Annotated in this window: 18 protein-coding genes and 1 tRNA gene; 15 read left to right on the forward strand and 4 right to left on the reverse strand. The window is 63.0% G+C overall.

What is annotated here, in order from left to right; all coding sequences use genetic code 11:
• Nucleotides 1-53: 53 nt before the first annotated feature.
• The 7 genes from ABIB38_RS01640 (at nt 54) to ABIB38_RS01670 (ending at nt 7,842) form a co-directional block, all read left to right on the forward strand.
• Entirely contained in the window at nt 54-1,232 is a 1,179-nt protein-coding gene (locus ABIB38_RS01640; protein WP_429201186.1) for an acetyl-CoA C-acetyltransferase, read from the forward strand.
• Nucleotides 1,233-1,346: 114 nt separating this feature from the next.
• A complete protein-coding gene (gene phbB / locus ABIB38_RS01645; protein ID WP_429201188.1) occupies nt 1,347-2,087 on the forward strand; it encodes an acetoacetyl-CoA reductase in 741 nt (246 codons plus the stop codon).
• 123 nt (nt 2,088-2,210) lie between these two features.
• Nucleotides 2,211-3,533 carry an amino acid deaminase gene (locus ABIB38_RS01650; RefSeq protein ID WP_429201190.1) on the forward strand — a complete coding sequence of 441 codons (1,323 nt, stop codon included), beginning with the start codon at nt 2,211-2,213 and terminating at the stop codon, nt 3,531-3,533.
• A 57-nt stretch (nt 3,534-3,590) separates the two neighbouring features.
• Nucleotides 3,591-4,547, forward strand: coding sequence for a prolyl aminopeptidase (gene pip / locus ABIB38_RS01655; protein WP_429201192.1), 957 nt, complete (start codon nt 3,591-3,593; stop codon nt 4,545-4,547).
• Nucleotides 4,548-4,799: 252 nt separating this feature from the next.
• Nucleotides 4,800-5,282, forward strand: coding sequence for a DUF2721 domain-containing protein (locus tag ABIB38_RS01660; RefSeq protein ID WP_005663930.1), 483 nt, complete (start codon nt 4,800-4,802; stop codon nt 5,280-5,282).
• A 20-nt stretch (nt 5,283-5,302) separates the two neighbouring features.
• On the forward strand, nt 5,303-5,758 hold the full coding sequence (locus ABIB38_RS01665) for a hypothetical protein (protein WP_429201194.1): 456 nt from the start codon (nt 5,303-5,305) through the stop codon (nt 5,756-5,758).
• Nucleotides 5,759-5,814: 56 nt separating this feature from the next.
• On the forward strand, nt 5,815-7,842 hold the full coding sequence (locus ABIB38_RS01670) for an FAD-dependent oxidoreductase (protein ID WP_429201196.1): 2,028 nt from the start codon (nt 5,815-5,817) through the stop codon (nt 7,840-7,842).
• A 180-nt stretch (nt 7,843-8,022) separates the two neighbouring features.
• On the opposite strand, the gene ABIB38_RS01675 is transcribed toward ABIB38_RS01670, so the two are convergent.
• Entirely contained in the window at nt 8,023-9,144 is a 1,122-nt protein-coding gene (locus ABIB38_RS01675; protein ID WP_429201198.1) for a beta-ketoacyl-ACP synthase III, read from the reverse strand.
• A 133-nt stretch (nt 9,145-9,277) separates the two neighbouring features.
• A complete protein-coding gene (locus ABIB38_RS01680; protein ID WP_429201199.1) occupies nt 9,278-10,714 on the reverse strand; it encodes a S41 family peptidase in 1,437 nt (478 codons plus the stop codon).
• Between the two features lie 589 nt (nt 10,715-11,303).
• On the opposite strand from ABIB38_RS01680, the gene ABIB38_RS01685 reads away from it, so the two are divergent.
• The 3 genes from ABIB38_RS01685 (at nt 11,304) to ABIB38_RS01695 (ending at nt 16,512) form a co-directional block, all read left to right on the forward strand.
• Complete coding sequence (locus ABIB38_RS01685; protein WP_429201201.1) at nt 11,304-13,403, forward strand: M13 family metallopeptidase; 2,100 nt, start codon at nt 11,304-11,306, stop codon at nt 13,401-13,403.
• A 74-nt stretch (nt 13,404-13,477) separates the two neighbouring features.
• Entirely contained in the window at nt 13,478-15,550 is a 2,073-nt protein-coding gene (locus tag ABIB38_RS01690) for a M13 family metallopeptidase (protein WP_429201203.1), read from the forward strand.
• Nucleotides 15,551-15,768: 218 nt separating this feature from the next.
• Nucleotides 15,769-16,512, forward strand: coding sequence for a galactosyl transferase (locus tag ABIB38_RS01695; RefSeq protein WP_429201205.1), 744 nt, complete (start codon nt 15,769-15,771; stop codon nt 16,510-16,512).
• Between the two features lie 162 nt (nt 16,513-16,674).
• On the opposite strand, the gene ABIB38_RS01700 is transcribed toward ABIB38_RS01695, so the two are convergent.
• Entirely contained in the window at nt 16,675-18,114 is a 1,440-nt protein-coding gene (locus ABIB38_RS01700) for a hypothetical protein (protein WP_429201207.1), read from the reverse strand.
• Between the two features lie 483 nt (nt 18,115-18,597).
• Between ABIB38_RS01700 and ABIB38_RS01705 the strand changes: the two genes are divergently transcribed.
• A complete protein-coding gene (locus ABIB38_RS01705) occupies nt 18,598-19,254 on the forward strand; it encodes a hypothetical protein (RefSeq protein ID WP_429201208.1) in 657 nt (218 codons plus the stop codon).
• A 543-nt stretch (nt 19,255-19,797) separates the two neighbouring features.
• Nucleotides 19,798-20,547, forward strand: a complete 750-nt coding sequence (locus tag ABIB38_RS01710; protein WP_429201210.1) for a hypothetical protein — start codon at nt 19,798-19,800, stop codon at nt 20,545-20,547.
• Between the two features lie 522 nt (nt 20,548-21,069).
• Here the strand turns inward: ABIB38_RS01710 and ABIB38_RS01715 are convergent.
• Entirely contained in the window at nt 21,070-21,951 is an 882-nt protein-coding gene (locus ABIB38_RS01715) for a c-type cytochrome (RefSeq protein WP_429201212.1), read from the reverse strand.
• 175 nt (nt 21,952-22,126) lie between these two features.
• Here ABIB38_RS01715 and ABIB38_RS01720 point away from each other — a divergent pair.
• The 3 genes from ABIB38_RS01720 to ABIB38_RS01730 all read left to right on the forward strand — a co-directional run bounded on the left by ABIB38_RS01720 (nt 22,127) and on the right by ABIB38_RS01730 (nt 25,598).
• Nucleotides 22,127-22,202 (forward strand) — tRNA-Arg (locus tag ABIB38_RS01720).
• A 270-nt stretch (nt 22,203-22,472) separates the two neighbouring features.
• Complete coding sequence (locus tag ABIB38_RS01725; protein ID WP_429201214.1) at nt 22,473-23,558, forward strand: acyltransferase family protein; 1,086 nt, start codon at nt 22,473-22,475, stop codon at nt 23,556-23,558.
• A 636-nt stretch (nt 23,559-24,194) separates the two neighbouring features.
• Complete coding sequence (locus ABIB38_RS01730; protein WP_429201215.1) at nt 24,195-25,598, forward strand: TIGR03013 family XrtA/PEP-CTERM system glycosyltransferase; 1,404 nt, start codon at nt 24,195-24,197, stop codon at nt 25,596-25,598.
• Nucleotides 25,599-25,607: the final 9 nt, after the last annotated feature.

Below are 25,607 nucleotides of genomic sequence, written 5' to 3' on the forward strand. Positions count from 1 at the left end.
TCCGAGGGAATTCTGAATATTGCCGGCCGCGGCCGGCTGAACGGAGATTGAACATGGAAGACGTAGTCATCGTCGCCGCCGGTCGTACGGCCGTCGGCAAATTCGGCGGCACCCTCGCCAAGATTCCCGCCGCCGAGCTCGGCGCGCAAGTGATCAAGCATCTGCTGGCCAAGACCGGCATCGCTCCCGAATCCGTCAGCGAAGTCATCCTGGGCCAGGTGCTCACCGCCGGCGTGGGCCAGAACCCGGCGCGCCAGGCCGTCATCAAGGCCGGCCTGCCCGACATGGTGCCCGGCTATACCATCAACAAGGTCTGCGGCAGCGGCCTCAAGGCCACTCACCTGGCAACCCAGGCGATCCGTTGCGGCGACGCCGAGATCGTCATCGCCGGCGGGCAAGAGAACATGAGCGCCTCGCCGCACGTGCTGCCCGGCTCGCGCGACGGCTTCCGCATGGGCGACGCCAAGCTCACCGACACCATGATCGTCGACGGCCTGTGGGACGTCTACAACCAGTACCACATGGGCGTCACCGCCGAGAACGTCGCCAAGAAATACGAGATTTCGCGCGCCGAGCAGGACCAGTTCGCGCTGCAGTCGCAGCTGAAGGCCGAGGCAGCCCAGAAAGAAGGCAGGTTCAAGGACGAGATCATCCCGATCGAGATCGCGACCAAGAAGGGCACGACCGTCTTCGACACCGACGAGTATCCAAAACATGGCAGCACCCTCGAGGCGCTGGCCAGCCTGCGTCCGGCGTTCAACAAGGAGGGATCGGTCACCGCCGGCAATGCGTCGGGCATCAACGACGGCGCCGCCGCCGTGATCATGATGAGCGCCTCGAAAGCGAAAGAACTGGGCTTGACCCCGATGGCGCGCATCAAGGCCTATTCGTCGTCCGGCGTCGATCCGTCGATCATGGGCATGGGCCCGGTGTCGGCCTCGCAGCTGTGCCTCAAGAAGGCCGGCTGGACCCACGAAGACGTCGACCTGATGGAAATCAACGAAGCTTTCGCCGCCCAGGCCATCGCCGTCAACAAGCAGATGGGCTGGGACACGTCCAAGATCAACGTCAACGGCGGCGCGATCGCCCTGGGCCATCCGATCGGCGCCTCCGGCGCGCGCGTGCTGGTCACCCTGCTGCACGAAATGATCCGCCGCGACGCCAAGCGCGGCCTGGCGAGCCTGTGCATCGGCGGCGGCATGGGCGTGGCGCTGGCGGTCGAGCGCGACTGAGCGAGACCAGGCACGACAGAGCACGATCCGACGACAGACAGCGACGGCCCGCTTGCCGCGGCGCCGTCGGTTTCAAGCGGTATAACGTGACACAATATAAAATTGGAGAAGACAATGGCTCGAGTAGCATTAGTAACCGGCGGCATGGGCGGCCTGGGCGAAGCGGTGTGCATCAAGCTGGCCGCATTGGGATATCAGGTCGTCACTACTTTTTCACCGGGCAATACCAAGGTCGACGCTTGGCTCAACGCCATGAAAGAGCAGGGCTATGACTTCAAGGCCTATGCCTGCGACGTGGCCGACTATGACGCCGCCCAGGAATGCGTGCGCCAGGTGATCGCCGATGTCGGCCCGATCGACGTGCTGGTCAATAACGCCGGCATCACCCGCGACATGACCTTCAAAAAGATGGACAAGGTCAATTGGGACGCCGTGATCAAGACCAACCTCGATTCCGTGTTCAATATGACCAAGCCGGTCTGCGACGGCATGGTCGAGCGCGGCTGGGGCCGCATCATCAATATCTCGTCGGTGAACGGCCAGAAAGGCGCCTTCGGCCAGACCAACTACTCGGCGGCCAAGGCCGGCATGCACGGTTTCACCAAGGCGCTGGCGCTGGAAGTGGCGCGCAAGGGCGTGACCGTCAACACCATCTCGCCGGGCTATATCGGCACCAAGATGGTGATGGACATCCCGAGCGAAGTGCTGGAAACCAAGATCATTCCGCAAATTCCGATGGGCCGCCTGGGCAAGCCCGAAGAAGTGGCGGGCCTGGTGGCGTACCTGTCGTCGGACGAGGCGGCATTTGTTACCGGCGCCAATATCGCCATCAATGGCGGGCAGCATATGTCCTGATTCGTCAGGGCAGCATCTTCAGTTCGTTAGCTCGAGCACGTCGTCCCCGCGTTTGCGGGGACGACGTTTTGCGTTAACAATCCATCATAAAATACCAATCGACCGATCTTCACGGAGCAACCCATGCACACCTTGCCCCATGGCGGCCTCGCCCTGTCCAGCCTCGACGAACAGCTGCTGCTCCCCGGCGTCAAGGGCTTGCCGCTGCGCGCACCGTTGCGCCAGGGCGCGATCGCTGTGCAGGGGTGGAATGTGCTGCGCGGCGACACCAGCTATCCGGTCGCCGTGCTCAGGGAATCCAGCCTGCGCCACAACCTGGCCTGGATGCGCGCCTTTTGCGAGCGCCACGGCGTCACCCTGGCGCCGCACGGCAAGACCACGATGAGCCCGCAGCTGTTCGGCGCGCAACTGGCCAATGGCGCCTGGGGCATCACCCTCGCCACCGCGATCCAGGTCCAGGTGGCGCATCGCTTCGGCGTGCGCCGCGTGTTGCTGGCCAACCAGCTGGTGGCGCGCAGCGACATCGACGCCGTGCTGGCCCTGCTGCATGGCGATCCGGATTTCGAGTGCATCGTGCTGGCCGATTCGCACGCCGGCGTGGCGCGCCTGGCGGGGGCGGTCGCGGCGCACAAGCTGGCCCGTCCGTTGCCGGTGCTGGTCGAGCTGGGCCTGGCCGGCAAGCGCGCCGGTTGCCGCACGCCACAGGAAGCGATGGAGGTGGCGCGCGCCATCGCGCTGGCCGACGGCCTGGCGCTGGCCGGCTTCGAGGGGTACGAAGGCCTGCTGGTGAGCGACGATCACGCCGGCGACCTGGGCCAGGTCGACGATTTCCTGTCCCGGCTGATGGCGCTGGTGCGCGACGCCGATGCCGCGGGCCTGTTCGCGACATCCGAGATCGTGGTCTCGGCCGGCGGCTCGTCCTATTTCGACCTGGTGGCGCGCGGCGTCACGCGGGGCGACGGCCTGTCGCGTCCGCTGCGCGCCATCCTGCGCAGCGGCTGCTACCTGACGAGCGACCACGGCATGGTTCGGCGCCACATCGATGCGCTGAACGCGCGCGAAGGCCGTCAGGAAGAGGGCCTGCGGCCCGCGCTCGAAGTCTGGAGCACCGTGCAATCGCGCCCCGAACCGACCCTGGCCATCGTCACCATGGGCAAGCGCGATGCGTCGTACGACGCCGACCTGCCGATTCCGCTGTATGCGGCGCGTCCCGATGGCGATGCGGCGCCGGCCACGCTGCCGCCCGGCTGCACGATCTTCAAGATGAACGACCAGCACGCCTACCTGAGGCTGCCGGAAGGCGACCCCGTGTGCAACGGCCTGGCGGTCGGCGACCTGGTCGGCTGCGGCATCTCGCATCCCTGCACCACCTTCGACAAGTGGCCGCTGCTGCTGGTCGTGGACGACGCCTACGCGGTGCGCTACGCGCTCAATACCTTCTTCTAAAAGCGACTGTCGGTACGCTACAATCGGCTTCTTGAATCACCGCCAACAAGAGCCGCCATGCCCGTCACGCCGCCGTCGCTGTTCCCGCCGATCCAGCCCATCCGCCACGGCATGCTGGCGGTCGACGAGATGCACACGATCTACTGGGAAGAAGTCGGCAATCCGGACGGCATCCCCGTGCTGTTCCTGCACGGCGGCCCCGGCGCCGGCCTGTCGCCCCAGCACCGTCGCTTCTTCGATCCGCACGCCTACCGCGTGATCCTGTTCGACCAGCGCGGCGCCGGCAAGTCGACGCCGCTGGGCGAGTGGCGCAACAACACGACCCAGCTCCTGATCGAGGACATCGAGCGCCTGCGTGCGCTGTTCGGCATCGAACAGTGGCTGGTGTTCGGCGGCTCCTGGGGCTCGACCCTGGCGCTGGCCTATGGCCAGGCCCATCCCGCACGCTGCCTGGGCTTCGTGCTGCGCGGGATCTTCCTGTGCACGCGCGCCGAGGTGGACTGGTTCATCAACGAGGTGCGCTGGTTCTATCCCGAGCTGTACGAGGAATTCGTGGCCCCGATTCCGCAGGAGGAGCGGCGCGACCTGCTCAAAGCCTACGCGCGCCGCCTGTTGTGCCACGACCCGGACGTGTATTGGCCGGCCGCGCGCGCCTGGAGCCGGTTCGAGGGCCGGCGCGTGTTCCTGCTGCCGCAGCCCGAGGAAGTGGCGAACGATACGCTCGACCTGGGCGTCGGCCGGCTCGAGTCGCATTACATGCTCAACGGCGCCTTCCTGGACGAAGACCAGCTGCTGCGCGACCTGGCGCGCATCGCCCACCTGCCGGCGCTGATCGTGCAGGGCCGCTACGACGTGATCTGCCCGCCGCTGTCGGCCTGGCGCCTGCACACGGCGTGGCCAGGGTCGAAGCTGGAGATGATCGCCGACGCCGGCCATGGCGCGCTGGAGGCGGGGATCGCGCGCGCGCTGGTGGCGGCGACCGAGCAGTTCAAGCGGCTTCGCCGGTTCGAGTGAGGTTGGGTGACGGTGCTAATGGCTGCTACACTATGCGCATGCAGGTTGAACGCGTCGGCGGCAAAGCCGCCAACCCTACGCACATGCAGGTTGAACGCGTCGGTGGCAAAGCCGCCAACCCTACGTACATGCAGGTTGAACGCGTCGGCGGCATAGCCGCCAACCCTACGCGCATGTGGTTGAACACGCGTCACCAGCAGAGCCGCCAGCCCGACGTACCAGGCACATGACAACAATTCGAAACGTGTTCCCATGAATATCCAGATCAGCGATATCGGCCATGTCATCCAGCTGGCGATCGCGCCGGTTTTTTTGCTTACTGGCGTGGCCACCAAGCTGACCGTGCTGACCAACCGGCTGGCGCGCATCATCGACCGCACGCGCGTGCTCGAGGACCGGCTCAAGGTCAGTCCCAACGCCGAGTTTTCGAGCGAACTCGAGCTGCTCTACCAGCGCTCGCACCTGATCAACTTCGCGATCGCCTCCAGCACCGCCTGCGGCCTGCTGGTGTGCGTGGTCATCGCGATGCTGTTCGCGGGCGATACCACCGGCATTCCGCTCGACCAGTACATCGCCGCCTGCTTCGTGTTCGCGATGATCGCCCTGATCAGCAGCTTCGTCTATTTCTTGCGCGAGATCTTCATCGCGTCGAAGTTCATGCGCATGCAGCACCAGGCCATCATGATGCTGCAATCGCCGCCGCCGCCACCACCATCGCCAACCTCGCAGCCTTGAATGCGGCAAGAAAGAATCTTATGCACGACTACCAACGCCCTCCGACCCTGCACCGCTACGCCCTGCGCGCCGAACTCGAAAACGCGCTCAAGAACGGCCAGTTCCGCCTCGAACCCAGTGGCGGCTTCCTGCAAGTGTCGTTTTCCACCGTCTGGGACAAGCGCCTGTTCGACGTCATCACGCCGAGCGACGCCTGCCTGGTGATCCACAATACCGAGGAGTTCGGCGAGCGCCTGCATCGCGCGGTGCAGCGCCTGCTGCCCAACTGGGCCGGCATCGACGGCGCCATCGAGTACGGCAACCGTTCGCCGCTGGGCGCGGCCTTCACCAAGAGCCTGGGCCAGGCGCGCGAAAAAGAGTGGCAGTTCGCCTGGCGCCCGATGTCGGCCGGCGCCAGCCTGAACCCGGTGGTGGTCAGCATCGGCAGCATCGAAAGCTTTGCCGAACTGCGCGACCGCGAAAGCCACCTGGCTTGATGCGTCTTCCAGTCGTTTAGACGCACGACTCCAGAAAATCGCGGTGTAATGCCGCGATGACTACCTATCCCAATCTGCTGGCGCCGCTCGACCTGGGTTTCACCACCCTGAAGAACCGCGTGATCATGGGCTCGATGCACACCGGGCTCGAAGACCGCTTCTACAACTACGGCAAGCTGGCCGCCTTCTACCGCGAACGCGCGCGCGGCGGCGTGGGCCTGATCGTCACCGGCGGCATCTCGCCCAATCGCCAGGGCTGGCTGCTGCCGTTTGGCGGGACCCTGAACTCCCTCTTCGACGTGCCCAACCACCGGCGCGTCACGCGCGCGGTGCACGAGGAGGGCGGCAAGATCCTGATGCAGATCCTGCACGCGGGCCGCTACGGCTACCAGCCCTTCGTGGTGTCGGCGTCAAGCGTCAAGTCGCCGATCTCGCGCTTCAAGCCGAAGGCGCTCACCGAGGCCGGCATCGAAGCGACGATCCGCGCCTACGTGCGCTGCGCCAGGCTGGCGCGCACGGCCGGCTACGACGGCGTCGAGATCATGGGCAGCGAAGGCTATCTGCTGAACCAGTTCCTGTGCGCGCGCGCCAACCGCCGCACCGACCGCTGGGGCGGGCCGATCGAAAACCGCATGCGCCTGGCGGTCGAGGTGGTGCGCCGCATCCGCGCCGCGGTTGGGCCGGACTTCATTCTGATGCACCGCCATTCGGTGCTCGACCTGGTCGAAGGCGGCAACACCTGGGACGAGATCGTGCTGTCCGCCCGGGCGCTGGAAGCCGCCGGCGCCACGATCCTGAACACCGGCTATGGCTGGCACGAGGCGCGCATCCCGACCATCGTCACCTCGGTGCCGCGCGCCGCCTTCGCCGGGATCGCGGGACGGCTGCGCAAGGAAGTCGGCATTCCCGTGGTGGCCTCGAACCGCATCAATATGCCGGGCGAGGCAGAAAGCATCCTGGCGCGCGGAGACGCCGACCTGGTGTCGATGGCGCGGCCCTTCCTGGCCGACGCCGATTTCGTCGCCAAGGCCGCCGCCGGCCGCAGCGACGAGATCAACACCTGCATCGCCTGTAACCAGGCCTGCCTGGACCATACGTTCTCCAACCGGCGCGCGACCTGCCTGGTGAACCCGCGCGCCTGCCACGAGACCGAACTCGTGTTTCGCAAGGCCGCCACGGCGCGCCGCATCGCGGTGGTCGGCGCCGGCCCGGCCGGCCTGTCGGCGGCGACGGTCGCCGCCGAGCGCGGGCACCGCGTGACGCTGTTCGACGCCCAGGACCGCATCGGCGGCCAGTTCAATATCGCGATGAGGATTCCAGGCAAGGAGGAATTCGCGGAGACGATCCGCTACTTCGGCCGCCGGCTCGAACTGCTGGGCGTCGACACGCGCTTGAATTGCCTGGTGACGCGCGAGCAATTGCTGGCCCAGGGCTTCGACGACGTGATCGTGGCGACCGGCATCCGCATGCGCAAACCGGCGATTCCCGGCATCGACCATCCGAAGGTCCTGAGTTATCTCGACGTGCTCAAGGGCGGCCGCCCGGTCGGGCAACGGGTGGCGATCATCGGCGCCGGCGGCATCGGCTTCGATACCGGCGAATTCCTGGTGCACGATCCGCGGGTAGCGCTGCCGGTGCCGGCCGCGCACTGGATGAAGGAGTGGGGCGTCGACCCGCTGGTGGCGACGCCGGGCGGACTGGCGCCGCCGGAGGCGCCGCATCCGCCGCGCCAGGTCTGGCTCCTGCAGCGCAAGACCACGCGGCCGGGCGCCGGCCTGGGCAAGACGTCGGGCTGGGTGCACCGCGCCACGCTCGCGCGAAATGGCGTGACCATGCTGGCCGGCGTGGGGTACGAGCGCATCGACGACGCTGGCGTCTACATCACGGTGGGGGGCCAAGCGCGCCTGCTGGAGGTGGACAATGTGGTGATCTGCGCCGGCCAGGAAAGCCTGGCGGAACTGATGCCGGTCGAGGCAAACAGCGGCGGACCGCGCTTTTACAAGATCGGCGGCGCGGCGCTGGCGACGGAGCTCGATGCCAAGCGCGCGATCCGCGAAGGGGCGGAGCTGGCGGCGCGGCTTTGATGCTGCTGGTGCGTGCATCCTGGCTTGGGTCCCCGCCTGCGCGGGGACGACGTTGTTCAACGTTGCGAACAATGGCCAGCTAACGCTTTAGCCAATCACGCCAGAACGTCATCCCCGCGCAGGCGGGGATCCAGGTCAGCCCACAGAACCGATCGTCTCCCGCGACTGCGAGCCCATGATTTACTTCTTGCGCACCACCACGCAACCGATCGAATAACCGGCGCCGAACGAGCAGATGACGCCGTTGGCGCCTGCCGGCAGGTCGTCCTGGTAGCGGTGGAAGGCGATGATCGAGCCGGCCGACGAGGTGTTGGCATAGCTGTCCAGGATCACCGGCGCTTCGTCGGCTGTCGCGTCGCGGCCCAGCAGGGTGCGCACGATCAGCAGGTTCATGTTCAGGTTGGCCTGGTGCAGCCAGTAGCGCGCGACGTCCTTCGTTTCGAGCTTGGCCGCCGCGAGCGTGTCGGCGATGGTCTGGGCCGCCATCGGGCAGACCTCCTTGAACACCTTGCGGCCCTGCTGGCGGAACAGCTTGTCCGGCTGGCCGACGCCCGCTTCGTCGAAGCGGTTCATGAAGCCGAAGTTGTTGCGGATATTGTTCGAGAAACTGGTCTTGAGGCGGCTGTCGAGGATGTCCCACTGGTGCGCGCCGGTTGCCGTCTCCGCGGCCTCGATCACGATCGCGGTGCAGGCGTCGCCGAAGATGAAATGGCTGTCGCGGTCGCGGAAGTTCAGGTGGCCGCTGGTGATTTCCGGGTTGAGCACCAGCACCGCGCGTGCACGGCCGCCCCGCACCGCGTCGACCGCGGTGGCGATGCCGAAGGTGGCCGAGGAGCAGGCCACGTTCATGTCGAAACCGAAGCCGTCGATGCCCAGCGCCTCTTGCACCTCGACCGCCATCGCCGGATAGGCGCGCTGCATATTGCTGCAGGCGACCAGCACCATGTCAATGTCCTGCGGCTCTTTGCCGGCGCGCGTCAACGCTTCGCGCGCGGCGGCCACGCACATCTCGGCCTGCAGCGAGATCTCGTCGTCGGCCCGTTCCGGGATGCGCGCCGTCATGCGGGCCGGGTCGAGGATGCCGCTCTTTTCCATCACGTAGCGCGACTTGATGCCCGACGCCTTCTCGATGAAGGCGCTGCTCGACGGTTCCAGCGCCGTCACCTCGCCGGCTGCGATTTGCGCAGCATGTTCCTGGTTGTGCAGTTCGACATAGGCGTTGAAGGCTGCCACCAGCTCGTCGTTCGAGATGGAATGCGGCGGGGTAAACAGGCCAGTGCCGCTGATGACGACAGGTTTCATATTCAGCAAACTTTCAGGGAAAATAAGCGGGGTTGCCCGCAAGATGCGCCGATTCTACACGCTCGACGCATGCCTGGGAATCGGCTGCCGCAGGGACTGTTCAGTCGCGCTTAGAGCCTACCGGGATAGGCTCTTATTCGTCCTTGTGCCCGTGCTGGGCCAGCGTGGTGGCGGGCTCGGCGCGCTTGGACAGCACCACTTCCTGGCCCTTGAGGTGGCGCAGGGCCTGGGCCAGCTGGAAGTCGTCGGTGCTGCCGTAATCGAGCGGCTTGCGGGTGCGCGCCTCGGCGAGCAGGCGCATCTGTTCCTCGATGTCGTCCTCGCGCGTGGCCGCTTCCGGCCCCGCGCCGTTCGACAGGTGGTGCTGCAGGTCGGCCTCGCGCATGCGCAGCGCATTCAGGCCGTCGCCTTCCAGCGTTTCGTCCACGGGCAGGTCGGGCACGATGCCGCGCGCCTGGATCGAGCGCCCGGCCGGGGTGTAGTAGCGCGCCGTGGTCAGCTTGACCGCGGCGTCGCGCCCAATCGGGCGGATGGTCTGCACCGAGCCCTTGCCGAAGGTCTGGGTGCCCAGGATGGTGGCGCGCTTGTAGTCCTGCAAGGCGCCGGCCACGATCTCGGAGGCCGAGGCCGAGCCGGTATTGACCAGCACGACCATCGGCAAGTCCTTGAACGCCGGCGGCAGGGTGGCCAGCGGGTCGGCGCCGCTGCGCAGCATGTAGAACTCGGGCCGCGCGTAGAAGCGCTGGCGGGAATCGGCCAGTTGGCCGTTGGTCGAGACGACTTCGGCGTTCTTCGGCAGGAAAGCGGCGGCGACGCCGATCGCGCCCTGCAGCAGGCCGCCCGGATCGTTGCGCAGGTCGAGCACCAGGCCCTTCAGGTCCGGGTCTTCGCGGTACAGCGCCTGCAGCCTGGCCGCCATGTCGTCCACGGTCGGCTCCTGGAATTGCGCGATACGCAGCCACGCGTAGCCCGGTTCCACCATCTTTGCCTTGACGCTTTTTTGCATGATCTCGCGCCGCTCGATGGTGAAATCGAGCGGTTCCGGCGCGTCCCTGCGCGCGACCGTGAGCGTCACGCGCGTGCCCGGCTCGCCGCGCATGCGCTTGATGGCGTCGTCGATCGGCGTGCCCTGGACCGGATGGCCGTCGATGCGGGTGATCAGGTCGCCCTCCTTGATGCCGGCGTGGTAGGCCGGCGAGTCTTCCATCGGGCTGACGATCTCGATGTAGCCGTCTTCGCTCACGGCGATCTCGATGCCGACGCCGACGAAGCGGCCCTCGGTGCCCTCGCGCAGCTCACGGTAGGCGCGCGGATCGAGGTAGGCCGAATGCGGGTCGAGCGAGGCGACCATGCCGGCGATCGCCTCGGACAGCAGGGCCTTGTCTTCGACCGGCTCGACATAGGTGGACTTGATGACGCCGTAGACGGCGGCCAGCTGGCGCAGCTCGGCGATCGGCATGCTGGCCTCGACCGGCGGCTTGAAGGCGAGGGCGGAGAATTGCATGGTCAGGCCGACCCCGGCGATCACGCCCAGGCCGACGAGGCAGGAATTCTTGAAGGTGGAACCCATGGTGGTTGATCCGTTGAGGCACGTTGCGCACGGAACTGCAGGCGCGAACTTATGCCTGAGGTAACGCAAAGCCAGTATAAACCGGTTCGCGCGCCGCTGCGGGCGCCGCCGCAAAAGCGATCGACCTGCAGACAAGGAGGGGGTAAGCCGGATGGGGGAGGTTGTTGCGCCGATCCTACGATGGTAAGCAATTGTAAGAGTCGACGAGTGTGCAGATGAGGCAGCCTATAGTTGCACCAGTTTTTCTCTCTCTCCACTCTTGAAGTGGTCTTTGCCCGCGGCCTCCACCGCGGGCTTTTTTCTTCCTGGTTGCGTTTTCGCACGCTGTGCGATCTCGCAGGCTGCCTCTGCGGAGATTGTACATTCCTCGCCGCCGCCGACGGGGCGCGCCCGCCATTGCGCCTGTCATCTTGTTGTCATCTCCCAACACATGCATATGCGAAAACACATGTGTGCCGTGTATCGAAAAGTAAAAAATCGTACTCTGCCAGCGAGGTTTATTGCCTAACCGCTAGAATGATTTTTTGCCGACCGTCCGGCCGGAACCGATTCACCCCCTGCAATCGCACTGCAAGTAAGGATTCTTCCCGTGAAGCGACACCTCCTGAGCACCCTGACCCTGTCCCTGCTGGCCGCCGCGGCCGTCAATACCGCGCCGGCCATGGCCGCCGCCGCCGCCGATACTGCGCCGGCTGCCGCCACCGCAGCCACCGCCGCCGCGCCGGTCGGCGCCATCTCGGGCATCGACACCCAGTACATCGACACCAGCGTGCGTCCGCAGGACGACTTCTTCACCTACCTGAACGGCAAGTGGCTGAAGGACACCGAGATCCCGAGCGACCGCTCGAGCTGGGGCACCTTCATGAAGCTGCGCGAAGACACGACCCCGCAGCTGCTGGCGATCATCGAGGCGGCGCAGAAGGACGGTAGCGCCAAGGCCGGCACCGAGGCCAGGAAAATCGGCGACCTGTACGCCAGCTTCATGGACGCCGAGCGCCGCGAAACCCTGGGCTACAAGCCGCTGAGCGGCGAGCTGTCGCGGATTCGCGCGCTGAAGGACAAGAAAGGCATTCCGGCCCTGGCCGCCCACCTGGCGAAGATCGGCGTCTCGAGCCCGTACGGCATCTACGTCGGCCAGGACATGCGCGACTCGACCCGGTACGCCACCTACATCAGCCAGAGCGGCCTGGGGATGCCCGACCGCGACTACTACCTGAAGCAGGACGACGCCAAGCTGGCGGAGATCCGCGCCAAGTACCAGCAGCACGTCGAGAAGACGCTCCTGCTTGCCGGCGAGAAGAACGCCGCGGCCCAGGCCCGGGCCATCGTCGACTTCGAGACCGCGCTGGCCAGGGTGCAGTGGACCAAGGTCGAGAACCGCGACCCGGTCAAGCGCTACAACAAGATGAGTGTGCCTGAACTGTCCAAGCTGGCGCCGGGCTACGACTGGAAGGCGGCCCTGGGCGCCGCCGGTGTGGGCAACAAGCTCGACACCATCATCGTCAACCAGCCGAGCTACTTCACGGGCCTGACCGAGCTGCTGGGCAAGACCGAGCTGGCGACCCTGAAGTCGTACTTCGAATGGCAGCTGCTGCGCGAATACGCGCCTTACCTGTCCAAGCCCTTCGTGGACGAAAACTTCGCCTTCTACGGCACCGCGCTGACCGGCGTGACCGAGCAGCGTCCGGAATGGAAGAAGGGCGTGGCCACCGTCGAAGGCGCGCTGGGCGAGGCGCTGGGCAAGCTGTACGTGAAAGAGCATTTCCCGGCCGAGCGCAAGGCGCGCATGGAACAGCTGGTGAAGAACCTGATCATCGCCTACGGCCAGTCGATCGACAACCTGGAGTGGATGAGCCCGGCGACCAAGAAGGAAGCGCGCGCCAAGCTGGCCAAGTTCACGCCCAAGATCGGCTATCCGGACAAGTGGCGCGACTACGCTCGCTTGACCATCAAGCGCGACGACCTGGTCGGCAACGCGATGCGCGCCTCGACCTTCGAGTACGAGCGCAACATCGGCAAGCTGGGTAAGCCAATCGACCACACCGAGTGGGGCATGACGCCGCAGACCGTGAACGCGTACTACCGCAGCACGATGAACGAGATCGTGTTCCCGGCCGCGATCCTGCAGCCGCCGTTCTTCGACATGCGCGCCGACGACGCGGTCAACTATGGCGCGATCGGCGCCGTGATCGGCCACGAGATCGGCCACGGCTTCGACGACAAGGGCAGCCAGTCGGACGGCGACGGCAACCTGCGCAACTGGTGGAGCGCCGAGGACAAGACCGCGTTCAAGGCCCGCACCGACAAGCTGGTCAACCAGTTCAACGGCTACAGCCCGCTGCCGGGCTATAACGTGAACGGCGAGCTGACCCTGGGCGAGAACATCGGCGACAACGCCGGCCTGGCGATCGGCTACAAGGCCTACCAGATCTCGCTGCAGGGCAAGCCGGCGCCGGTGATCGACGGCCTCACGGGCGACCAGCGCTTCTTCATGGGCTGGGGCCAGGTGTGGCGCTCGAAGATGCGCGAAGCGCAGCAGATCAACCAGGTCAAGACCGACCCGCACTCGCCGGGCCAGTTCCGCGCCAACGGCGCCGTGCGCAATATGGCCGAGTTCTACAAGGCCTTCGACGTGAAGCCGGGCGACAAGATGTACCTGCCGCCTGAAGAACGCGTCATCATCTGGTAATCTGGTTCAAGGACGGGCCGGCGGATTGAAGCGCCGGCCCGTTTTGCATTGCACTCACAACAAAGAGAGAGAACATGAAACGACATCTGTTCAGCGCTGCCGCGCTCGTGCTGGTAGCTTCGTTCGCGCACGCCGGATCCGGCGCCGTTCCTGCTGCCGCCGATCCTGCCGCCGCCGCCAAGGCAGGCGCTTCGTCCGGCATCGCCACCCAGTACATCGATGCCGGCGTGCGTGCGCAGGACGATTTCTTCGAACACCTGAACGGCAAGTGGCTCAAGAGCGTCGAGATCCCGGCCGACAAGTCGACCTGGGGCGCCTTCCACCAGCTGCGCGACGACACCCTGCCGCAGTTGCGCGCGATCATCGAGAAGGCGGCCATGGAGCGCAGCGCGGCCAATGGCACTGAAGCGCGCAAGATCGGCGACTTCTACGCCAGCTACATGGACGAGGCGCGCCTGGAACAGCTGGGCGCCAAGCCGCTGGCCGGTGAACTGGGCAAGATCGCCGCCTTGAAGAACAAGAACGAACTGCCGGCGATGTTCGCCCACCTGGGCCGCATCGGCGTCAACGTGCCGTTCGTGTTCTTCATCCACCAGGACGCCAAGGATTCGACCAGGTACGTGGCCGACCTGTACCAGGCCGGCCTGGGCATGCCCGACCGCGACTACTACCTTAAAACCGACGACGCCAAGTTGGCGGACACCCGCACCAAATACCAGCAGCATGTCGAGAAGATCCTCGCGCTGGCCGGCGGCAAGAACGCGGCGAGAGACGCGCAAGCCATCGTCGCGCTGGAAACCGAGCTGGCCAGGGCGCAGTGGACCAAGGTCGAGAACCGCGACCCGATCAAGACCTACAACAAGGTCGAGCTCCCGAAACTGGCCGCGCTGGCGCCGGGCTACGACTGGACGCAGTGGCTGAAGGCTTCCGGCCTGCAGGGCAAGGCCGACTACCTGATCGTCAGCCAGCCGACCTACCTGAAGGGCTTCGCCGACGTTCTCGATCGTGTTCCGCTGGAGACCTGGAAAGCCTATCTGCAGTTCCATGCCGTGAACGGCTACGCCAACTACCTGTCGAAGGCCTTCGTCGACCAGCGTTTCGCCTTCCACGGCACCACCCTGGCCGGCATCCCGCAACTGGAACCGCGCTGGAAGCGCGGCGTCTCGACCCTGGAATCGAGCCTGGGCGATGCGGTCGGCAAGCTGTACGTGGCGAAGCACTTCCCGGCCGAGCGCAAGGCGCACATGGAAGTCCTGGTCAACAACCTGCTGGCCGCCTACAAGGAGTCGATCGACACCCTGGACTGGATGAGCCCCGCGACCAAGAAGGAAGCGCAGGCCAAGCTGGCCAAGTTCACGCCGAAGATCGGCTATCCGAACAAGTGGAAGGAATACACCGCGCTCACCGTCAAGCGCGATGACCTGGTCGGCAACGTGATGCGTTCGCGCGAAGTGGAGTACAACCGCGAGCTGAACAAGCTCGGCAAGCCGATCGACCGCGACGAGTGGGGCATGACGCCGCAGACCGTCAACGCCTACTACAACCCGGAACTGAACGAGATCGTGTTCCCGGCCGCGATCCTGCAGCCGCCGTTCTTCGACGCCAATGCCGACGACGCGGTCAACTACGGCGGCATCGGCGCCGTGATCGGCCACGAGATCAGCCACGGCTTCGACGACCAGGGTTCGCAGTACGACGGCGACGGCAATATGCGCAACTGGTGGACCAAAGAAGACGGCGAGCGTTTCGGCGAGAAGACCCGCGCACTGATCGCGCAATATGCCGCCTTCAGCCCACTGGAGGGCTACCACGTCAACGGCGAATTGACCCTGGGCGAAAACATCGGCGACAACTCGGGCCTGGCGATCGCCCATAAAGCCTACAAGATCTCGCTGAAGGGCAAACCGGCGCCCGTCGTCGACGGTCTCACCGGCGACCAGCGCTTCTACATGGGCTGGGGCCAGGTATGGCGCACCAAGATGCGCGAGCCGGCCCAGATCGCCCAGATCAAGACCGATCCGCACTCGCCGGCGCAGTACCGCGCCAACGGCACCCTGAAGAACCAGCCGGGCTTTTACGAGGCGTTCGGGGTCAAGGCGGGCGACAAGATGTACCTGGCGCCGAAGGACCGCGTGATCATCTGGTAAGCATGGCGGGAACCGGCTGCCGGACAGGTCCGGGAAACGGCGCGGCCGAACCGAGCGTTTGGCCGTGCCGTTTTTCGGTGGCAACTGGATCGCTATTTACTATTGCCAACGTTGCGATTAATCTGTTGGCAACTTAATCAATAATCAATAACGTGCAAGCTGCCCTTACCTTTGTCATCCCTGTCCGGCACCCAGACAACGCGCGCGACTGGAACGAGTTGAAGCGCAATCTGGCTGTCACGCTCGGTTCGCTCGCCAACCAGGCGGAGCCGGGATGGCGCGCCGTGGTGGTCGCCAATCGCGGGTCGGACTTGCCGGCGCTGCCCGAGGGCGTGCAGGTCAAATGGGTCGACTTCGCACCCAACCCGCTGCACGAGCAGGGGTCGTCCGACCGCGAGGTGTTCCATGAGGCGGTGCGCCTGGATAAGGGACGTCGCATCCTGGCCGGCATGCTGGACGTCGGACCGACCGCTTACTTCATGGTGGTCGACGATGACGACCTGATCAGCGATAAGCTGACCGGCTTCGTCAAGCAGCACCATGGCCAGAACGGCTGGTATGTCTACCACGGCTACGTCTGGTCTCCCGACAAGACGCTGATGTACCGTTATCCGAATTTCTCGATGCTTTGCGGCACCTCGCACATCATCCGTGCCGATCTGTTCGGGCTGCCGGCCAGCGTGGAAGTGGCGGACGAAGCCTATATCAAGAAGATGCTGGGTAGCCATGTGTTCATCGGAAAATACCTTGCGGAGCAGGGCACGCCGCTCGCCGCACTGCCGTTTCCAGGAGCGATCTACCGCACTGGCCATGCCGGCTCGCACAGCCGCTCGAAGGACATCCTGTCGACCTATCTGCTGCATCGCTCGCTGCTGAAGCGCCCGATGGAGCTGAGCCGGCGCCTTGGCCGCCTGCGTCTGCTGGGCGGCGGGCTACGGCGCGAGTTCTTCGGTCCGGGCTGATCCGCCGGGTCGCCATATGGAAAAAACGGCCGCATGCGGCCGTTTTTCATTGGACTGACAGCGAGGCACGACGATCCACCGGGTGCCGCTGGAGCCGCGTGCCGGGCGGGACAGGGCCGGTCGGCACGCCGACCGGCCCTGTCCCGATTGCTGCTATTCAGATCATTGCGCCAGGTTCGAGTAATGGCATTTTTTGGCAACACCGGGGATGGGGTTGCCAAATACCGCGCTGTTGCAGACCGTCTTGCGGGTCAGGACCTTGTAATTGTAGGCGCCTGGCGCACCGTAGCGGACCTTGCGGGTGCCGGTGAAGGAGCAACTGTTGGCTTCGGTGGAGCAGAACGTCCAGGTCTCCGGAGTTCCAGGCGCCGGTCCCGGTCCCGGTCCCGGTGCCGGGCCTGGCCCTGGCGCCGGCGCCGTGCCTGCCGTTTCATAGGCGCCGATGTCCAGCGTGCCGGAGGCCGGGCGGGATTCGGCGCCCGCCACATGCCTGTATTGCGCGTTCGGGCTCAGGTCCACACCCGAAGCCGACTTGCCGGGCGCCGTGCCGGCATCGATCACGAGCGGGTTGGCGGTCGGATGCAGGTCGAACGACGCGCGGTTCACGAAGCCCGGGGCGACCGAACGGAAGTTGGTTTTCTGGATGGCGCTGGCCTGGCCGGTGACGGTGCCCGTGCCGCCAAAGATATTATTCTGCAGCAGAGCAGGCTTGGTGACGCGGCGGTCGATCAGCACGAAGGTGCCGCGCGAACTGTCGTCGTTCAGGAAAGTATTGTTGATGACGTACAGGTCCTGGCCCGGATTGGTCGGACCTTCCAGGCCATAGGCCACCATGGCCGGGTTATCGTGGCTGGCGGGCTGGTGGATCACGTTGCCGATCACGTACGACGTTCCGCCATTGGGCAGGTCGATCTCGTAGCTTGGCTTGCCGGTCGTGCTCGAAAAGCGGTTGTAGCTGATGGTATTGAGCTTGGCGCGCGATTTCAGGTTGTGGCCGATCTTGGCATCGTGCGAATAGTTGTAGCGGAAGGTCAGGCTGGCGACGACGCCGATATACAAGTTATGGGTCTTGCCCTCCCCACGGCCATTGAAGCCGAACTCGTTGTTCTCGATCACGATATGGCTGTTGGCATTAACGCCGCTCAGGATGCCGTTCTCGTTATCGTGCAGATAAGACGAGCGCAGGGTGAAGTTGGTGCCTTCCAGACGCAGTGCGGCGCCGTTCTTGTCCGGGACCTTGGCGCCATACATCTCGACATTCTCGATCGTGACGTCATTGCCCTTGACGACCCACGTGCCCTTGCCCTGGGCATTCTTGCCAGCGGCATTGATCTTCGGACGACCGTTGACGCCGCGGATAGTGAGGTCGTTGACGTTGATGGCGCAGACGTCGCCACTATAGGTCTTGGTGCCGTCGATCTCGACGACGTCGCCAGCCTTGGCCTTGGCGAAAGCGGCGCATGGGGCGGCATACGTCTTGCCAGGACCGACCGACAGCGTGGCAGCCGAAGCGCCGCCGACGGCGGCGAGGGAAACGATCAGTGCGGCATTCAGACGAAGCGCGGCGTGTTGAACAGATAAATCGGTTCGGAATAGTTGCATGATAATCCTCTAAGTAATTCCCATTGGAATTTATTCCTAATGGAAATTTTTTTAAGGATACGATATTTACTACAAACAGTTTGTAACCAATTGTGACAGTTCATTTTTGCAATATTTATCAATTTCTAACATTGGAGTATAGGAAGAAACTATTTTGTAAATAATGAACTGATTCTTCTGGATAATTATCCATTATTTCCTTGCAAAAACCTTTGAATCGAACCCTCATGAAGACGGTCAAGGGCTTTCATTATGACGATAGCTGCGGCGCAGTGAATACCACATGCCACTACTGAAAAGTAACCGTGGTGGGATGTGTGCCAGATCAGCAAACAGTGCAAAAGTCGTGCGGCGGTGTCGAAATTATTGACAGCCTGGGTCGGAAAGGATGAAGAACATTTTTAATGTATTGTTTTTACGCGGAATCTTTTTTGGCATGAAACTTGCATAAAATGTTAAGAATTAAAATATGTAGGGGGAAATATGCACAAGTTTCTTGCTTCTATGACATTTTGCGTCGCGACGCTTGGTCTGGGCGCTCAAGCAGTCGCTGCACCATTCGTTCAGACCGGTTCGACGTATTCGCTCTACCTGGGCGAAGCCAGCGCTTCCGATCCGCTGTTCGTAGTCCCGGTCTTCGACGGCGCTCCCGAAGGGGGAAGCTGGAATGGCTTGAACCTGACGTTCACCGAATCGGAAACCGCATTGGATGATGGCCGGGCACTCATCAGTATTCAAATCAGGTCGAATGGCGAGATGTTCCCGGCGTCGGATGGGACGGCTGTCTATGGCATCGGGATTTTCGGCGACGCACTGGATTTTTTGCGCGAAGTAACGTTGTTCGATGCGCGGGTTTCCTTTTTTAATTCAAGTAATAAACTAGTTTCTGGAACCGATAATCTGGCCGGCGATGTCGAACAAAATCGTCCATGGGATGGATTGTTCCCCGCTTCGGACAATCTGTTTGGTTCGGAGGAGATCGGGGGGCTGGGTATTACAGGAATAAATTTTGATTTTTATATTGGTGAGGACATTGCTGAAGTCCCGGCGCCGGCAGGAATGTGGCTTTATGGGATTGGCCTGACAGCAGTGCTTGCCATGCAGCGCCGCCGGCAAAAAATATTTTCTCTGCAGAATTGATAAGTTGTCTGAAAACAACGTTAATGATTTTTGGTTAAGAGAACAGTTAACTGACGTGGCTGGGTTCGCCGCGCTTCCGGCCCGTTCGTCCGGAATACAAGGCGGAGCGTCGGGGGCCGCAGACCAGGCAAAATCAATCGTGCTGCAACGGAACTGGCGCCGCCTCGCCTGTCGAGCCTGCTTTGCCTGCGCTTTGCTTGCATGCAGGAGCAGGCTCGGCATCCTGTGAAACACGTCAACCAGCACGACGATGACTTTCTTGTCATCCGTTTCTTTGTACCGCCGCCGGCGAGTAGCCCGCAGTAGCCGGGCAACTTCCATCAATCCGACCGCCAGCGTTTCGTGCATTGTTCGCTCCGGTACGAGCCTGAGGGCGGCCGTGCTTCCACGGCAACAAAAAATATAATTTTTTCAATAAATTTATTTACTGACAACAATTGCTGGCGTATTCTTGTACGCGATGTCATCAAGATGTCATGTGAATACACCCAATAAAAATGCTTCGGGGAAATTATTGCGGCCAAGCGAATAAGGAGTAGAACAATGCCGTCCTATCAGTTATCCATTCGGCCACAGGCCATTGTCCGGATCCTCTTTGGGCTGGCGTTGCTCCTGCTGGTCGGTAGCTTCACCGGTCAGACCTTGCGTTTCGTTTTTGACCATGACCACGTCTTCGGACTCGTTCAGCTATTTAACGTCGATTATGAGCGTAATATTCCGACCTTCTTCACGGTCATGATCGCGTTGGGTAATGCCTTGCTACTTTTCCTTGTTGGGCTGAGCAGCCGCTCGAGTGCACCGCGCGATTCACTTTATTGGCAGGTCCTGGCGCTCGGATTTGTACTGATTGCCTATGATGAAGGATTCCAGGTACATGAAAAATTGATCGCGCCGATGCGCGGCCTGTTGGGACCGGGGGATCTGGGTGTCTTTTACTTCAGCTGGGTCATCCCGGGCATCGCTGTCGTCTGCGCCGCGGCATTGTTCTTCATGAAATTCCTGCTTCGGCTCGCGCCTGCCATGCGGCGCCAGCTGCTGCTCGCCGCCGCTATCTACCTGAGCGGATGCCTGGGCATGGAACTGCTCGACGGCGCCTATGCCGAAGCGTTCGGTCAGAACTTTACGTACGCCTTCCTGGTGACGATCGAAGAGGGCCTGGAGATGGCCGGCCTGATCCTGTTGACGCGCGCGCTGCTGGAATATTTTGCCGCCGAGCACGTCAAGCTGGCATTCGTCCCCACCCCACTGCCGCAGCCTTCTGGAGCGCCGGCGATCCAACCCCAGTCGAGCTGAGAAAACAGGTTTACCGGGCCGGGCGGCGCACTGGCCGGAATGGGCGCCCCGATCCTTCATTGCCAATCGCACGCTGGTGGAAAGTCCTGAAGGTGGCCCGGCCGGTGAAGCACCTGCCGAGATCGTCGGCAAGCGCTGCTGGTCAGCGGCGCCAATTGCGCCGATCGCGCCTGCGCCGATCCCCTTGGCGTCGCGCACCAGACCGTCCACTTCAGTGCCGCCGAACGCGTCCGCGCCGACGCCGGGGACGCCCGTCCATGTTTCACAGGCGAGCGCGTGTCACCGGCGCTTCAAGACATGGCTGGCGCGCTTCGATGGCGTGGCGTCGCACCGACGACCCAACTACCCGGGCGGCATCGGGCGCTCGATGGCGGGCGCGTTACAGCTGTCGCGCCAATGGCGGCGTATGGCATTCGGGGTCATCACCAGGGAACGGGTATCGCGCCATGTCGATTCCCCTCCTTGTTTGCAGCATCATATCGAAGCCAGGCATCGGCCCTGCGGCGTGTTCGCCGCACACCTTTATTTCACTGCAGCGACCATGTAATCGACCGCCGCCTTGACCTCGGCGTCGGGAATGGTCGAGCCACCCTTCGGCGGCATGAAGCCGGTCTTGCCCTGGAAACCCTTGATGGCGTGCTCGTACAGGGTGTTCGCGCCCTGGTCGAGACGTGCGGCCCACACCGCCTTGTCGCCGAATTTAGGCGCACCCGCGATGCCGGTGCCATGGCAGGCGATGCAGGCTGCGTCGTAAGCCTTCTTGCCGGTATCGGCACCGGCGACGGCCGGCGCCGCCGCGACAGCAGCAGGCTGGGGCGTTGCCGGGGGAGGAGTGTCGGCGGTCGCTGCGGTCACGGCGGTGCTGGCCGGCGCATCGGCGGCCGGCGGTGCCGACGCGGGTTCGGCCGGTTCCTTGAAGCTGGCGCCGCTCATGTTGGCCATGAAGACGACTGCGCGCTCCACTTCGAGATTGTCCAGATCCGGATTGCCGCCCTTGGCAGGCATGGCGCGGATCCCCTCGATCGCGTGCTTGAGCAGGGTGTCATAGCCTTGCGCCAGGCGTGCGCCCCAGGCCCCGTTGTCACCGGTCTTCGGTGCGCCTGCCATGCCGCTGTCGTGGCAGGACGCGCAGGTGGCGGCATAGACGACACCGCCGGCCTGGAGCACGCGCGGTGCATTGGCGTCGACCAGGGTGAAACCTTCTTCGGAAACAGGGCGGATACGGCTAGAAATGGCTTCGGCGCTCTGGCTGTCGGTGCCGGCGCCGGTAGTGGCGGTGCTGGTCACGAATATGACCAGCAAAATGATACCTATAACAATGACTAGAAAGAATCCCGTGACGGCAACGACGAGCTGTTTTGGCGTGCGGATGAGGGATTGATGTTCGTTGTGTGCGTCGCTCATGATTTCCTTAATTCAATTAAAAAAACCAGCCACTTGGGCACTGCGATCTAGTGGCTTTTTGCAAATGCCGTCGAGAATCTTATTATAGTGTAATCCTGTTTCGGTGTAGGGGTTTTTCCGCTTTTGCCCATGGACGTACCTGCGGAAAGACTGTATCCTTCGTCACGCCTCCAGCGCGGCTGTAGCTCAGTGGATAGAGTATTGGCCTCCGAAGCCAAGGGTCGCTGGTTCGATCCCAGCCAGCCGCGCCATTCCGGCATCATCGCCGTTGTTTTCCTCCCCCCGCCCGATCGTCCCGCATGCGCCGGCATGTCGCCGCCCCGCTTCCATACTCTCTCTTCGTTTCCGTAGCGCACCATTTGTGTAATGAAACACGCGCACAATTGACATTCCTCAGTGTTGACTTTAATGTAAGTAAGAGCTGGCAAGCTCCTCATTGCCGGCAGGCCCGATCCGGCAGTTTCGGGCGTCATGCGCGCCGCCATCTGCGCATGCTCCGCACCTTTGAAAGAGCACCTTCCATGACTCTCGACCATGGTCTTCGCGACCGTATCGCCCTTCTTCGCTTCGTCATGATCTTCGGCGTCATCATGCTGCATACGCCGCAGTACGTGCCCATGGTCGAGGTCGGCGATGGCTGGTTCGATGCCGTCAAAGCATTTTTCCAGCTCGCCGTCTTCCGCGCCAGCGTGCCGGTGCTGACCGTCATTTCGGGCTTCCTGCTGTTTGGCGCCGCGCTCGACCGCGCGCCGGCCCGCCTGTTCAACAAGAAGGCGCGCACCATCCTGCTGCCCTTCCTGTGCTTCAGCCTGCCGCTGGTGCCGCTGGCGCTGGGGGCGCAGGTGTTCGCCGGCATCGAGATGTCCGCGCAACTGTGGCCGTTCGAACCGATGGCCTGGCTCAATGCGGCCTTGGGCCTGACCGCTTCGCCTGTTAATTACCCGCTGAACTTCCTGCGCGACCTGCTGGCGCTGATCCTGCTCGCCCCATTGTTCGGCTGGCTGTTGCGCAACTACGCCTGGCCGGGCCTGGTCCTGGTGTCGGTGGTGTTCTTCAATAACTACGATGGTGCGCTGGTGCTGCGCGACCTGATGGCGGTGCTGTTCTATGTCGGCGGCATGGCGGCCGTGCGCGGCTGGAACCTGCGCCTGCTCGACCGTCATGCACTGTTGTGCCTGGTGTTGTTCGTGCTCGCCTGCGCCGCCATCGTGCATTTCCGTGTTGCGAACACGACCTATCTGCGCCTGGTCGCGCCGTTCCTCATCTGGCCGGCCACCGCCTGGCTGGTGGGGACCCGGCTCGGACCATGGTTGGTAGGCATGAGCAAGTACAGCTTCTTCATGTTCCTGGCGCATGCCCCTGTGCTGTTGCTGACCTGGCTCCTGTACAACCGCTATGGCAGCGCCTTGCCCTATCCCGTGTACTGGGTGATGGCGCCGGTGCTGGTCACGGCCATCCTGGTCGCCGTTTACCGCATCGCCGACGTCCTGATGCCGCGACTGTTCCCTCGGCTCATCGGCGCAGGAGCGCGCGCGCGTCAGCCGGCACCGGCCGCCGGCGCCATGCCGGTGCTGGATGCGCCCCAGGGCGCCGTGGCAAAGCTCTAAGACACACACTTGCTATAAATCAATATTGGCTTTAAAACAATAGCGCACGATATACATCGTTGTGCGGCATACTGTTGAGTCAATGCTAAAATTTCTTTCACTAATCGCAGGTGAGTCTTGGTCGCTTGTGTTACCCGTGTTGCATTGGCCTGACGCGGCAATGAAGCGTCGTTGAGCCTGTTTGTGTTTCCATGCTATATTTAATGTTAAAAATATGGCAAAAACATGTCTTGCAGGCGATAAATAAATTTGCATGAGCAGTCCGCTGTTCAGCAGACTTGCTTGCATGACCGACCAGTCATCGAGCGTACGGCGCCGGCTTGCCGTATGTTCACATGGTTGGCACTGAGCGGCACGCCGGCCTATGTGTCCGACAACAAGCTGTTGCCCCGCGCACGCTAGATGTAGCGATAAAGAAACAAATTCGAATCTTTGTTATATTGATAATGTTGCGCTAAGAAATTTGTTGACCAGAAGATGGTCATCTGTCGCCGATACAACAGGTATGCTGGCGAGCGCGACACGGTGTAGCTATTGTATGAGACCATGCGCGCGCTGCGTTCGATGCAGTGAAGCCTTGCCGTCGTTTTGCCAACTCAGCAAGCAGTGAAGCAATAATAAATTCTGGGGAATAACATGTTTCGGATCTCTAATCACTATGTGTCGAAGATCGTATTCGTCCTACTGTTCGTAGAGATATTGATCCTGCTCGGTGCAGCCTATGCGGGCGCAGCCATGCGCTTTCTTGACGTCGACGCGCCGGCGACAGCCTTGCAGCTCGATCACTTCATGGCGTCGGCCATCGCCTTCGCGATTGCGGTCAGCTTCAGCATGAGCGCCATGGGCATGTACCAGCTCGATTTCGACGAAGGCTTGCGCCATCCCTTCCTGATGAAGCTGATGCCCGCCTTCCTGATGGGCTTCCTGATCCTGACGCTGGTGTTCTATATTGCCCCCGACCTGTATTTCGGCCGCGGCATCCTGCTGCTGGTGTTCGGCCTGGCGGCGGTCGGTATCTTTACCGCGCGCATCATCTTCTTCAAGACGTCCGAAATGCGCCTGATGCAGTCGCGCATCATGTTCCTCGGCTGCGGTCCGCTGGCCAAGGAGTGCAGCGAGCTGGCGCAGAAGAAGACCAGCTACCACCGCTACAATATCGCCGGCTTCATCCCGGTCGCCAGCGAAGAGGTCTGCGTACCCTCCGGCGACCTGCTCAAGGTGCGTGACGGCGATTCGCTGGTCAAGGTCGCCAAGCAGTATGGCGTGCAGGAAATCGTGGTCTCGGTACAGAACCGGCGCGGCAGCTTCCCCATCAAGGAACTGCTCGACTGCAAACTGCAAGGCCTCAAGGTCACCGACGCCGCCACGTTCTTCGAACGCGAAACCTGCCAGATCCGGGTCGACTCCCTGCAGCCGAGCTGGCTGGTCTTTGGCGGTGGCTTTGACCAGAGCTATATCCGCACCTTCATGAAGCGAGGCTTCGACCTGGTGTGCAGCACCCTGATCATGGTCGTGACCCTGCCGATCATGCTGGCCGCGGCGATCGCCGTGTGGCTGGAAGACCGCGGCCCCGTGTTCTATTCGCAGGAACGGGTCGGCAAGGACGGCAAAATCTTCCGCGTGCACAAGTTCCGCAGCATGCGCACCGATGCCGAAAAGGGCGGCAAGCCGCAGTGGGCGGCCCAGAACGATCCACGCGTCACCCGCGTCGGCAATTTCATGCGCAAGACCCGCATCGACGAATTGCCCCAGGTGTTCAACGTGCTCAAGGGTGACATGTCGTTCGTCGGTCCGCGTCCCGAGCGTGCCTATTTCGTCGAGCAGCTGATCGAGGTGGTGCCATATTACAATGTGCGCCATAGCATCAAGCCAGGCATCACCGGATGGGCCCAGGTGCGTTACGGCTACGGCTCCTCGGCCGAGGATGCGCTGCAAAAGCTGCAGTACGACCTGTATTACGTCAAGAACAACAGCCTGTTCCTCGACGTGCTGGTGCTGATCAACACGCTCAAGGTCGTCCTGTTCCGCAGCGGGCGCTGAGGCGCACGC

Source organism: Massilia sp. UYP11, from assembly GCF_050434805.1.
Classification (GTDB): domain Bacteria; phylum Pseudomonadota; class Gammaproteobacteria; order Burkholderiales; family Burkholderiaceae_D; genus Telluria.

Excerpts from the sequence above, each read along its gene's own strand:
- ABIB38_RS01700 (WP_429201207.1), bottom strand. The coding sequence starts at position 18,114 with ATGCAACTATTCCGAACCGATTTATCTGTTCAACACGCCGCGCTTCGT.
- ABIB38_RS01650 (WP_429201190.1), top strand. The coding sequence starts at position 2,211 with ATGCACACCTTGCCCCATGGCGGCCTCGCCCTGTCCAGCCTCGACGAA.
- ABIB38_RS01680 (WP_429201199.1), bottom strand. The coding sequence starts at position 10,714 with ATGGGTTCCACCTTCAAGAATTCCTGCCTCGTCGGCCTGGGCGTGATC.
- pip (WP_429201192.1), top strand. The coding sequence starts at position 3,591 with ATGCCCGTCACGCCGCCGTCGCTGTTCCCGCCGATCCAGCCCATCCGC.
- ABIB38_RS01675 (WP_429201198.1), bottom strand. The coding sequence starts at position 9,144 with ATGAAACCTGTCGTCATCAGCGGCACTGGCCTGTTTACCCCGCCGCAT.
- ABIB38_RS01660 (WP_005663930.1), top strand. The coding sequence starts at position 4,800 with ATGAATATCCAGATCAGCGATATCGGCCATGTCATCCAGCTGGCGATC.
- ABIB38_RS01710 (WP_429201210.1), top strand. The coding sequence starts at position 19,798 with ATGCCGTCCTATCAGTTATCCATTCGGCCACAGGCCATTGTCCGGATC.
- ABIB38_RS01670 (WP_429201196.1), top strand. The coding sequence starts at position 5,815 with ATGACTACCTATCCCAATCTGCTGGCGCCGCTCGACCTGGGTTTCACC.
- ABIB38_RS01640 (WP_429201186.1), top strand. The coding sequence starts at position 54 with ATGGAAGACGTAGTCATCGTCGCCGCCGGTCGTACGGCCGTCGGCAAA.
- ABIB38_RS01730 (WP_429201215.1), top strand. The coding sequence starts at position 24,195 with ATGTTTCGGATCTCTAATCACTATGTGTCGAAGATCGTATTCGTCCTA.
- ABIB38_RS01725 (WP_429201214.1), top strand. The coding sequence starts at position 22,473 with ATGACTCTCGACCATGGTCTTCGCGACCGTATCGCCCTTCTTCGCTTC.
- ABIB38_RS01715 (WP_429201212.1), bottom strand. The coding sequence starts at position 21,951 with ATGAGCGACGCACACAACGAACATCAATCCCTCATCCGCACGCCAAAA.
- ABIB38_RS01665 (WP_429201194.1), top strand. The coding sequence starts at position 5,303 with ATGCACGACTACCAACGCCCTCCGACCCTGCACCGCTACGCCCTGCGC.
- ABIB38_RS01690 (WP_429201203.1), top strand. The coding sequence starts at position 13,478 with ATGAAACGACATCTGTTCAGCGCTGCCGCGCTCGTGCTGGTAGCTTCG.
- ABIB38_RS01705 (WP_429201208.1), top strand. The coding sequence starts at position 18,598 with ATGCACAAGTTTCTTGCTTCTATGACATTTTGCGTCGCGACGCTTGGT.
- phbB (WP_429201188.1), top strand. The coding sequence starts at position 1,347 with ATGGCTCGAGTAGCATTAGTAACCGGCGGCATGGGCGGCCTGGGCGAA.